The organism is Blautia intestinihominis, from assembly GCF_040096655.1.
In the GTDB taxonomy this organism is placed as follows: domain Bacteria; phylum Bacillota; class Clostridia; order Lachnospirales; family Lachnospiraceae; genus Blautia_A; species Blautia_A intestinihominis.
The window spans coordinates 1-13,094 of sequence record NZ_JBBMEI010000084.1 but is presented as its reverse complement, the minus strand read 5'-3'; the positions used below and the strand labels follow the sequence as shown (position 1 = coordinate 13,094).

At 42.4% G+C, this 13,094-nt stretch carries 5 protein-coding genes; all 5 read right to left on the bottom strand.

The window, feature by feature from the left end:
- The coding region (locus WMO75_RS16760; protein WP_349078563.1) for a YodL domain-containing protein at positions 1 to 1,407 on the bottom strand (1,407 nt) is incomplete at its 3' end.
- An 80-nt stretch (positions 1,408 to 1,487) separates the two neighbouring features.
- Positions 1,488 to 9,170 (bottom strand): helicase-like domain-containing protein, encoded by a 7,683-nt coding sequence (locus WMO75_RS20130; protein WP_349052800.1) that lies wholly within the window; start codon positions 9,168 to 9,170, stop codon positions 1,488 to 1,490.
- A gap of 68 nt (positions 9,171 to 9,238) precedes the next feature.
- Entirely contained in the window at positions 9,239 to 10,327 is a 1,089-nt protein-coding gene (locus WMO75_RS16750) for a DUF5688 family protein (protein ID WP_118018855.1), read from the bottom strand.
- 6 nt (positions 10,328 to 10,333) lie between these two features.
- On the bottom strand, positions 10,334 to 10,474 hold the full coding sequence (locus tag WMO75_RS16745; RefSeq protein ID WP_166460071.1) for a hypothetical protein: 141 nt from the start codon (positions 10,472 to 10,474) through the stop codon (positions 10,334 to 10,336).
- 88 nt (positions 10,475 to 10,562) lie between these two features.
- Positions 10,563 to 13,094, bottom strand: a 2,532-nt coding sequence (locus WMO75_RS16740) for a SpaA isopeptide-forming pilin-related protein (protein ID WP_349078561.1), incomplete at its 5' end; no start/stop codon positions are given.

Below are 13,094 nucleotides of genomic sequence, written 5' to 3'. Positions count from 1 at the left end.
CTCTTCCAGTTCCTCCACCTTTGCCAATGGCTTATATTCGCCCTGGCTTTTCTGAATCTCTGCCATTACAACTTCATCCATTTCTTCTACTTTCTCCATCAACCGATCATAATCTCCACGGATGCGTTCTCCAGTCCAGCCTTCGTCTTCCAAAAGTTCCTCCGCCGCTTCTTCAATAGAAATTTCATCATTCTCATAAACGCCACCATCCATCAAGCGGAAATCTTCATCGTAAAAGGAATAATCATATCCTTCTTCTGTTCTCTGAATAGCAAAGTAACGTTCTCCTACCTCATATGCCAGTTCACTAAGGACCTGTTCTTCCAGATTCAGGAAAGAATCTAGCTGTTCAAAACTGATACTGTCTACAAAATGAGCAGTTACTTTTTCCCCGTCATTCAGAACTACGATATCACTGACAGACAGGGAATGCCCACGGAAATCTTCCGGTCTATCAATGTTGAACCTTTCAAAAATATCATCCAGTGACATATTTCCTGATAATTCACCAACATAGACCAGCTTGTAATCTTCTTTTTTTATCTTCATACCATGACTTTCAATAAAACTCATATTCATAAAAGCATAGTTTTCGCCCGGTGAATCATCCCGGATCTGATAAATACCAAATACCCTTCTTGTTCCTAACAACAGGTTTGCTTCTTTCAATGACTGAATCTGTGGATATTTCTGCATTTCCCATTCCAGGTTACGGAAACGCTCCAGTTCTGTCATAGACATCTGATAATGCTCTGGTCCTCGTTCAATTTCCATACGTTCTGTGACATACATCGGTGATGAAAAATTAGTGATCAGATAGATATCTGCTCCTGCATCGTATAATTTCAGTGCTTCTTCCTGCTCAATGACACTCATAGGCTCCTGAAATGCTCCTAAATTTTCTTCTGCATAATCTAGGTTGTTATCCTTTATCCGTTCCCACATCTGCAATTCCATTCCAAACAAACCGTCGTGTGCCTGTATCATTTCTTTACTCGCATATTCACCTTTACTGCCATCACTTCCAAGGCAATAAATCTTAGAACCCATTCTGTGATAATCCAAGGCTGCTTCTTTTCTAAGTGGCACCATATCTTCTGCTGTATATCCATAGTCACGTAATTCCAGCTTACCTATGGTTGGATCCAGCAGTTCTTGAATATCCATTCTTGCGTCATCCAGCAAATCCTCTACACCTTCTTGATCTGCCTGACTCACTGCATCTGCCAGATTTCTTACCAAATTCCTAACTTTCTCTTCCTCGCCGATCAGATTCGCATATTCAAAAATCTGTTCTTTTACATCTGTTGAAAATTCTATATCTCTACGCTCTGCCTGAGCAATCCGTTCCTGCGTATATTCCTGCATTTTCTGCGTTTCTTTTCCTGTTATCATATTTCTCGCCATTCAAATTCCTCCTGTGTTCTAAAAAATGGCATAACAGGCAGAACCTTCTTCTACCAAATTATGCCATCTTTCCTGTTTATTTATTCCAGACCGAAGTCCCGTTTTCTGTTTTCCTTGCCAGTTTCACTTTCCCGCTGACTCTTTTCTTTATAAATCTGCAGTTTTTCATGGATAGAACCACGTGTCGGTCTTTCTTCTTTCTCATCTGATTCAGACACCTCTGTTTCTGCATCTTCCCGTTCATCCATATTGAGCAATGCATTTAATTCTGACAGTCGCTCCAGTTTCTGGTTCAACTCCTCTTCTTTTGGAAATGGCTTTCCAACCTCTTCTTTTGCATTTGCAAGCTGTTCATATACTGTTTCCAGTCTTTGTTGTGCTTCTGAAAGCTTCTCTGGATAACTGTCCAACAGATTGTTGATACGAGTAATATTTCCAAGTGCATCTGCTCCAAGATGAACTTTCGAGACAGCCTCATGTTTGACAGATAGAATAAATTCTTTACTCCATCCATCAAACTGAATCCTCATATTGAATCCCTGATAGTTTCCGATATCCATCGCAGCATCTACAGCTTTAATATCTTTACATACCGCCAGAAGTGCTGCTCCTGCCTCTTTCTTTTCTGTGAACTCTTTGCCGCCAATCTCCATAGTAAACTGCTCTGGATCTGTGATTTTATGCTCTGAGTAATGAGCGATGTCTGCCTTGTAGCTGTCAATGATTTCTGTCAGTTTTGCAATCTGTTGTGGAAAATTCCTTGCAATATCATCTTCCAGGCGGTACTGGTTATTCATGTGGTTGGCTTTTAAAAGTTTTAATTTTGCCACATCAACATCCAATGCCATCTTCTCTTTTACTGCTGGATTTCCGGTTGCAAGAGCTTTGACCTCTGCATAGGAAAGTGCCGCTTCGTCCACATCCTCACAGCTTCGCACAGGTGCTTTGCTGGTCATAATCTGAGAAATGAATTTCTGCTTGTTCTCAATCAACTGCCACATGTAGCTGTCAAATGTGGATTCAGTTACATACCGGAAGATATGAACCTTTTTATTATGATTTCCCTGACGGATAATACGCCCTTCCCTCTGTTCCAAATCAGATGGTTTCCAGCCAATATCCAGATGGTGCAACGCAATCAGACGGTCCTGCACGTTGGTCCCGGCACCCATCTTTGCTGTTGAGCCAATCAAAAAACGAACCTGCCCGGATTTCACTTTTCCAAACAGCTCCGTCTTCTTTGCTTCTGTATTTGCATCATGAATAAAAGCAATCTCTTTTTCCGGTACACCTTTCGCTATCAGTTTCTGCTTCAAGTCATCATAAACATTGAAACTGCCATCACCTTTCGGTGTGCTCAAGTCACAGAAAATCAATTGTGCAGATTTCTGTGCTGCCGTGTCTTTCCAGATCTCATAACTTTTCTCTGCACAGACTGATATTTTGCTTTCTGGATTATCTGGCAATAATTCGTTCACCAAACGCTGATCCAATGCCAATTTTCTTCCATCATTGGTAATTTTCAGCATATTATCAACCGAAGCATCTACCCCTCCGTTTCTGACAACTTCTGCACGTTCCCCCAGACTTTCTACGATTTCTTTCTGCTGTTCCGTTGGTTTCAGCACCACTGTTTCATATTCCGCCTCTGGCACAGGAAGCTTTAACTGATCGGAAGTCTTGATATCTGCAATCTCCTTAAACATATTCATCAGTTCCGGAATATTATAAAATCTTGCAAATCTTGACTTTGCACGGTAGCCTGTTCCTTCTGGTGCAAGCTCAATGCTCGTGACTACCTCGCCAAAGGTGGAGGCCCAGGAATCAAACAGTCCAAGTCCCATATTTTGTAATTTGCTGTTCTGCAGATACCTCTGCATAACATATAATTCCGTCATGCTGTTGCTAATCGGTGTGCCCGTAGCAAAGGTAATGCCTTTTCCTCCGGTAATCTCATCCAGATACTGACATTTATTAAACATATCCGCCGACTTCTGTGCTTCATTCTGTGCAATCCCGGCTACATTTCTCATTTTTGTATAAAGAAATGCGTTTTTATAACTGTGTGCTTCATCTACATATAAATGATCCACTCCCAGTTCTTCAAACGTAACTACCTGATCTTTTTTCTCTTTCTGATTCAGTTTCTCCAGCCTTGTCTGCAATGTTTTTCTTGTCTTTTCAATCTGTTTGACGGTATAACGTCCACCATCCTGTTCATACCTTGCACTCTGGATTGCCATTTCCAGATTATCAATTTGCCTCTGAAGCATGGCTTCCTGTTTCTCATCAGAGATTGGAATACGCTCAAACTGGGAATGACCAATAATAACAGCATCGTAATTTCCCATAGCGATTCTGGCACAGAACTTCTTTCGGTTTGCCGGTTCAAAGTCTTTCTTGGTTGCTACCAAAATATTTGCTCCTGGATATAACTGCAGGAACTCCGCTCCCCACTGCTCTGTCAAATGGTTTGGCACAACAAAGAGATTCTTTTGTGATAATCCCAGACGTTTGCTCTCCATTGCCGCCGCTACCATTTCGTAAGTCTTCCCAGCTCCTACTACATGTGCCAGAAGCACATTATCACCGTATAACTGATGTGCGACTGCATTTTTCTGATGCGGACGAAGCTCTATTTCCGGATTCATTCCTGGAAAACTCAAGTGACTACCATCATATTCACGGGGACGGATACTATTGAAACGCTCATTGTACACGCTTACCAGCCTTTCTCTCCTCTGCTGATCCTTAAAAATCCAATCTTGGAATGCAGCCTTCAAGGCATCCTGCTTTTGTGATGCCAACATAGTTTCTTTTTTATTCAAAACTCGCACTTCATCCCCATTGTCATTTACGACTTTATCATAGATTCTAACATCTTTTAGATTCAAGGTATCTTCCAGAATCCGGTAGGCATTTGCTCTCTCCGTTCCATACGTTGCATAAGCAAACGCATTTCTTGGACTGTCGGCGTTCTTTCCTGTAATCCTCCACTCACCATTTACCTCAGAGAATTTTACCTGTATTTCCTTCTGTGCAAGATACCTCGGCGTATGAAGCAGTTCCACCATAAAATCCTGATAATCCGAAGGTTCAATCCAGGTGGCTCCAATACGCACTTCAATCTCCGACGCTTCCAGATCTCTTGGCTGAACTGCCTCCAATGCACGCACATTCGGTGTGAATTCCGGATGATTCTCTGCAAAAGTTCTCGCTGTATTTAATTTATCTCTGACGTTTCCAGACAGATATTCATCTCCGCTTTCCCACTGGTCTGTCAGTGGATTTTTGAAGATAACTCCAACCAGCTCTTCTGTGATTTTCTCTTCGGTCTTTCCGGTCAACTGTGCCATATATGGAAGATCTACTTTAGCCTTTTCATTTAGGGACAGAGCAAGTGCTTCTGTGGCTGTCTCCACACTTGTCACAGCGACCGCCTTTTTAATGGTTCGTTTGGTGAACATGTCCGCTTTCCGCTTCAATGTTCCATCTTCATTCAAGTCTTCCAGGGAACACAGCAGACAATAAGAAGAGTCATCAGAAAATGCACGTTTGTTAGCATTACTTCCAATAACTCCATACTTTGCTGTGTAGGTATCATACACCTGATTCAGTTTTTTCTGCTGTTTCTGGATTTCTTCGTCTGTGACAAATTCTTCCATCTGCATGGCGATCAGTTCACGAACGGTATCACGGATTGCAACCATGCCTTTTACACGTTCTGCAGTGGCTGCAGGCATTTTCACCTGATTCATCAAAGAATTGACACGGTAATATACCTGATCATCTACCACCGTATAGCTGTAATTTCGGACATTCGGATCTGCCGGAATACTCTCTGGCATCTCATCCAGTTCTGCCTCTATATCTACTGCCGCTACCATGCTTCCTCTGATGTGTTTTACAGCTTCTTGTAACTGTAATTCCAGATCAGCTCCTTCCATTGGAGCACAGGTTGTTTCCATACCATACGGACCGGACACTTCTTTCATCTCACCAAGAATCAATCCCGGATGCTGAACAAAATACTTGTTAATGGTAATCCCATTTGCATCACTCTCCAAATTCACCCAGTCTGGCATCTCTTTTGTGAAACTCTCACGCTTCTGGAAAAACAAAATATCAGCACTGACTTCTGTTCCTGCATTTGCCTTAAAAGCTGTGTTCGGCAGTCGGATAGCCCCCAGCAGGTCTGCACGCTCTGCCAAATATTTCCGGACTTCCGGTGATTCCTTGTCCATAGTTCCCTTTGTTGTGATCAACGCAGCTACACCACCTGGACGTAACTGATCTATAGTCTTGGCAAGAAAGTAATCATGAATCATAAAATTGTAGCGGTCATATTGACGGTCATTGACCTTATATGCACCGAATGGCACATTTCCGATTGCCACGTCAAAGAAATCATTGGGATAATCCGTCTTCTCAAAGCCTTTGATCTGGATATTGGCATCTGGATAGAGAAGTTTAGCAATTCTGCCACTGATGCTGTCCAGTTCCACTCCATAGAGTTTGGACTGGTTTAGATTCTCTGGAAGCTTTCCAAAGAAGTTCCCGACTCCCATAGATGGCTCCAGGATATTTCCCTTTGTAAATCCCAGATTCTCCAACACCTGATACATACTTTCAATCACAATCGGCTGTGTATAATGAGCATTTAATGTGGAAGCTCTGGCTGCAGCATATTCTTCCGGTGTAAGGACGGTCTTTAATTCCAAATATTCTGTCTCCCATGCAGATTTTGTCTCATCAAATGCATCTGCAAGACCTCCCCAGCCGACGTACCTGGATAAGATTTCCTGTTCCTCTGGTGTCGCATTGCGGTTCTCATCCTCACATTTTTTTAACAGCTGAATAGCCATAATATTGGCTCGGAATTTCTCCTTCGGTGTTCCCTGTCCAAGTTCATCATCTGTGATATGGAAGTTCGTTGCTGGAATCAGTTCTGCTATTCCGTTAATCTCTTCCAATGATTCTTTTTCTTCCAATACCTCAACTTCTCCCGACAGTTCTTTTTCTTTTTTATCATAATCTGTCCACACACGTTTAGAAATAGCAGTAAAATAGGAAGACTCTTCCTCCATGATTTCTTCCTTGATTTCCCGTAATTTATCTAAGGTATCCGCATTTACTGTTTTGTTGTGATAATGATAATAAAGTACTTCTTGTCCAAGTTTTACATCCAGACGTTCCAATTCTTGTGTTGACATTCGCTCCCAAATATCATCTTTTTCCGTATGAATCGTGAAACCTTCTCCATCATCATGATATTCTAATGTGTATTGAAGTCGATTCTCTTCTCCCTTAACTTTGCAAGCAAAATCATAGATTTTTGTTCTGGTACCGGACATATATTCTGAATCAACTAGTCGCAGATCCGTTATATCTTCCGCTGTAAAAGTATCCTGTTCCAGCTGTTCTCCTAACATCTGCTGTGCTTCTTCCAGGTCTGCCAGTCTTTGTGCTTCCTGTCGTTCTTCGTACTTTTCCATTTCTTCCGGTGACAAATAATCATCTGTGCGGATTAACTGGCGAACACGTTCTGCAACCTTGTTCCACTTTAATAAAACTTCTACCTCTGGACTGCCAATTTTCCCTTTTGCAAGTTTTAATCCTTTTGCATCATGGGATGCGTCGGAAGCATCTGCTCCTGGTATTCCGGGTGAGGAACCACCTGTTCCATACTCATTTTTCAGGAACTCAGCTGCATCTTTCATATCATGATGTTCCATGAAATACTCATAGATTCGGTTACGTCCTCCTGCAGTAATGCCGCCTCTTCTTAACACTGCGTCAATTTCATCCTGTGTGATAAAGGATAGTGCCGGACGTTCGACCGTAAATTTCTGGTCTACCCAGGAACGCTCCCTCTGAAGATCCTGAAAGCGTTGGAAATATTCCGGATTATGCTGAATCTCCCAGCGGTGATAATCTCCCGGATTCTCATCCATATATTTCTGCAGCCATTCAAAACGATAGACAATCGCATCTGCTTCCTCTTGATCTGTCCATGCTCCACTCACTACATCCTGCCAGTCTGAATATGATTGTTTCTTTTCCCAGTTTCTGCAAGTATCCCGAAAATGAAGTGCAAGAAGATTGGTCATTTCTTCCTGCTCCTGTTCAATGGCATTATTGGAAATCAAATTATCCACGTAATTTCCATCCTCATACATATCCCGAATTCTGTTCGCTGCTTCTTCCCACGTAACCATGCGGTCAAAGTTTCTTCTGGCAGAGTCCCCTCGCCGGATACGGATACCATCATTGTCATACCAGATACTGATTTTCTGACCATCTATGGTAAATCCTTTGCCACCAGTTCCATATTCATCTTTCAGAAAACTCCGCATTTCTTCATTATCCAGACCTTCAATCAGTCTTGCTGTAATATGAAACAGTGTATTTTTCTGTCCGCTTCCCGTGCGGAGAATATCATTTACCACTTCATCGGAAATAAGAAAAGCGGCTGGCTGTTCCAATGCAGCTGCCGCTTTCCTTATTTCTCCTAACTGTTCCTCTTCTGTTGGGAACAGACTTAACTGTAAATAATCTCCTGAATCACCAGCTCCTCTGCCTGTGCCTTGATCTGGTTCATGTGTCTGGTCCATGCCATTGTGTCTGCCATCTTGTCCGGTGCCGGATCTTTCTCCAGAAGTTCGTTCATCAGGTCGTCTACTCTCTGTCTTGCCTGGCTGTCGATCTCCATCAGATGACTGTCCAGACGGTTCTGCAGTGTCAGAATGTTGAACCTGGCTACCTTGTGATTTCTCAGATACTCTTTCCGCATCATTCCGTACTTGCCGATGGTTCCTCTCGTCTCTTCCAGGCTGATATCTGGAATCTGATACTCTCCGTTCTGGCTGTAACTGATCTCTCTCATAGTCTGTTTCCTCCTTTTTTTCTTCTCTATCTTCTGTGTTATCTGTATTACTTTCACGCATTAACGTGTTAAATTCATTATAGACTACTTCTTTTTCTTTTGCAACCGTTTTCAGGTCATTTTCCAGATTATTCAGCACATATCGTCCAATCTGCATCAGGACTGGTCTGCTGATCTCGTTGACTGCACTTCCCAGATGTCCTAATACTATCAGCTGATTAAAGTCCGTAATATGCCGAAAATCCTCTGCATCCAGATATTCCTGTGCATCCAGTCCACACCGGTTTAGTAATACATACCAGACACTATTGGTCATCAGTTCCCGAAATTCGACTTCCTGATTCTGTTCGTCCAGTTCTTCCAGAAATGTCCCTGTTACGTCCAGTCTCAGTTCTTCCAATGCATCTGGAAGCCATTCTTGCATACTCTCCTTCGCTGCCTGATGCAGACTTTCAGCAAGTCCTCCTTCTGTATCTTCCAGTGATAACTGCTCCTGCAGATAATCTGCCACCAGCTGTTCTCCTTCCACCGGAAGATTCCATAACTGAGGATCCTTTCCAAGATTCCGCACTTTATAAGTGTCCTGCACATCAAATACATACCGAAGTTTCGTTTTCGGTCCGGAAGTATTGTCAATCAAGGCAATCCCTTTGGATCCCTTTTTGATCCAGCGGTACATCTTCTGATTCCAGATTTCCATGGATGCTACGGCAGTTGCTTCCGGTCGCTGTGCATAAATTAAAAGCTGTTCTGGAAAAGTGTATTTGTACAGTCTGGATGCAGTGTTTAGGAACCGCATCCATTCCTGCGGACTGGCAGCTACATCTTTTGCCACCTCTTCCGTCAGCTGTTCCATTGCATATAATTTATTTGCCATGCGCTACTCCTTTTCATAAAATCAGGGACTGCTTAGCACAGTCCCCTTAAAATCATCGTTGTTACTCTTTATAATGCTGTGGCAAGCTCTTTTGACTTATTCTTTGGCACTTTGTCTCCCTCTTTTGCCTTGATTTCTGCCTTAGCTTTCTCCAGTCTTCCATGGATTCCACCTTTTACTTCCGCTTTTTCGGCTGCTTTTTCTTTCTCCAAACGAGCTTCCCTACGCTCAGCATTTTCCATAACTGCCGTTTTCCCATCACAAAACTGAACTTTATCGGAAAGCTGCTCCTGTCTCTCCACCTTTGTCTCATTGACTTCCTGTACCATCGCATTTAATTCCGGAACCTGAAAAATGCCGTTATCAGGAAGAATCAGCACTTCATGAATGGAAGATGGGATGACAAAGTAATCACTTCCCAGGCATTCCCCAATCTGTTTACGAATATCTTCCTGCAGTAACAGGGAAGCTCCATTCATCTTAGCTTTGTTTGTCAGACAGAACATTGGGTTTTCCATGGCTTCCATATCCATTTTTTCATTCAGCAGGTTTTCTGGTTCTTCACCAAAAATCATAGATTTGATAATCTCATTCATATCCATAAGTGTGACACCACGTTTTCGGTCTGCCACCATCGCATCCGCTTGAATCTGTTCGGCAGATACTCCCCACTCGTTCATCAGAGAAACAGTTACCGGAATACTGCTGATCCCTTCTCCATTTTCCTCCAGATTTACTGCATAATAAGCTGCAAAATCTCCGTGTTCTGTGACTACTTTATCTGCAAGAAGATCGGTATTCCATTCCTTATCACAAATTCTCATCTGTAATTTGTCCTTCATCTTTTCATAATCCAGAATATCCGTAACTCCCATATCAAAAAATTCTGCTTTTCCCTGTGCCTCAATACGCATATCAGCCACATCGCCAACACAAGAGTCTACATCTTTTCCATGGATATATTCCTGGTAGAGGGAATCCAGATAGACTGTCGGTACGATTCTCTGATCTCCGTTTGGAATCGTAATACCTGTCAACTTCAACCCGTTGTTTTTTTCTACTTCCTGCAGTTTAATTTCTGCGTCCTTGTAAGACTCTGGCAGATACTCCTTTACATTGTCTTTGACATATTCATAAAATTCTTTTCTGTTCATCATACGCTTTTACCCCTTTCTGATCATGTGATGGTTCATTCTTTTTCTGCTGATCATCTGCTCGGCTTTCTTCTGATAAGCCATCATTCTCTTTAAAGTTTTCTCCTGGTTTTTTCGTGCTTCCTGTCTTTTTTCCATTGCTTTCATCATAGTTTTCTATTCCTTTCTGTGATTTTTTTGTATGAAAAAGGGAGCCTCACATAGAAGCTCCCAATCATAACCATTGATTTTGGTTTCCTTATTTGCTTTTCCTTTTTCTGCTGATATAAAGTCCTGCCATACCTCCTGTGGAAGTTACAAGAAGTAGGATCGGCAGCCAGATATTCGTGCTGTCACCTGTTTTCGGTGCATTTGATATCTTTGTCTCTTCATGGGACTGTGGTGTATCCGGTGTGTTCGGTGTTTCTGGAACTTCCGGTTTCTCGTTTGTCAGATTGAAAGTGACTTCCACGACCGGTGTACTGTCATCTGCATAGGCAAACGTCACTTCATGCTTGCTCTGATCCAGTGTGTATCCGTCCAGTGTCTTTGTTTCCACCAGATAATACTTGATCGCCGCATCATATTTGCCGTTCTTAAATGTGGCAATCTCATACAGCTTACTTTCCGCATGACCTGCAGCATCTGTCTTTAAGGTTTCCAGAACTTTTCCCTTACTGTCACGGAGTTCAAATTCTACCCCTTTCAGTGGTTCTCCTGACGATTTATCTGTCTTATTGAGAATCACTTTTCCCTTGGCAGTATCATCTTTCATAGCCACTTTCTGGATTTCTCCGGTGTCTTTCACCTCAAACGTCACATCGGCTGTCAGAAGATATCCTTTCGGTGCCTGCTCTTCACGTAAGGTATATTTACCGATTGGCAGTTTTTCGATATAGTGTGCTTCCTCTGTGGAAGTCCAGCTCTCTACTACCTGATCATCCTTATCGAGAATCGTCAGTTTCGCACCCGGAATCTCAGTTTCTCCTGTGATATCCGTCTTACTGATCTCTACTTTTGTCACATCATCTTTCATATCATGCTTCTGAACCTCTGCTGTATTCTCTACTGTAAAGGTAATACTTTCTGCAGTAACATATCCATCTGCCGGTTTTGTCTCTGTCATGGTGTATTTCTTACCAACAACCAGTTCTTTGATCACATGGGATTCTTCCGTAGAAGTCCATTCATCTACTGTATTGCCATCTGAATCCGTTACTTTCAGGTGTGCACCTGGAAGTTCTTTACCTGTTGTCAGGTCTGTTTTGGACAGCTCCACTGTGGTTGGCTGATTTTCAAAAGTAAAGTCGTAGCTTACTTCTGCCTGGTCTTCTCCGGCATATTCAAAGGTAAACTCCTGTACTTCATCTGTTGTAACAAATCCGTCCGGTGCAAAGATCTCTTTCACATAGTATTTTCCGTCTATCGGAAGATCTGCCGTAAAAGTAATCTGTCCTTTTTCATCCGTTACTCGCTGCTCGATCAGACTTTCCTTCTCAAGGAGTACCTCACCCTTTGCATTTTTGATATCTTCACTGGTATAAAGACCGAAGACACCACCTGCAAGAACACGTTCTGTATCTTTTTCTTTCTTCAGAACCGTAACCTTTACTTTCTGACGGGCATTCTGCCATTTCTCATCATAAGTGATAACTGGTGTATCCTGATCACGATAGGAAAGGTCAACATATCTCGGCTCTTTGTCCAGCACATAACCATGGGCTGTTTTTACTTCCTTCACATAGTACTTGCCAGCCGGGAGATCTCCCATCTGTGCAATACCATTAGAATCTGTGGTAATGGTTCCCACTTTTTCATCTGCTTTAAAATAATCTTCGCTGACACCATCTGCCGCTTTGATATCTTCCGCAGCAAATACATCGAAAGTTACATCTGTAAGACTTCCAGTTACATATTCAAAGAGATGCTCCACAGTACCTTTTACATTGTCCAGAAGTGTCACTTTATCCAAAAACTCTCCATTTTTGTTGATGATCAGAAGTCCTGTCGGTACTTCATCTTTCATCTCTACTTTCTGAATCTCTTCGGTATCTTCCAGCGTGAACTTCACATCCATTGCTTTCAGATAACCATAAGGTGCCATTTCCTCACGAAGGGTATATTCCTCACCAACTGTCAGTCGTTTGATCACATGTGGCTGATCTTTTACAGAAGTCCACTGATCCACAACATTTCCTTCTTTATCAAAAACGGTGAGTTTTGCCCCATCCAGTTCCACACCTGTTGTTACATCAGATTTCGTAATTTCTACTGTTGTTGGCTGGTTCTTTTTCACTGTTTTCAGTTTTACTGTCTTCACATCCTGTCCCTGGTAAGAAGCATTCAGATTCAGAACTTCATCAGAGGACACAAATCCAGCCGGTGCTTTTAACTCTTTCACATAATACTGTCCAAGTGGCAGATCCAGCGTACATACTGCAAGACCATTATTATCAGAGGTCATTTCCTGTAAGAGTGTGTCTACTTTCACGATTACTTTTCCATCTGCCTTGATATCCGCTTTGTTATAGATACCAAAGACAGCTCCTGCTACGGTTGCACCATTTTCTGCATCCTGTTTTTCTACCTGAATCGCAACTTTCTGTCGGTCATCGCCAACAGTCACTTCTTGTTCAATCACCGGTGTATCCTGATTGGCATAGACAAATGCGACTTCTGATCTGTCATGGTTCAGGACAAATCCTTCCGGTGCAGTCTCTTCTACCACATAGTAAGAACCAAGCGGCAGGTTATCAGCAACTGCTTTTCCGTCTTCCCCAGTCGTTACCGA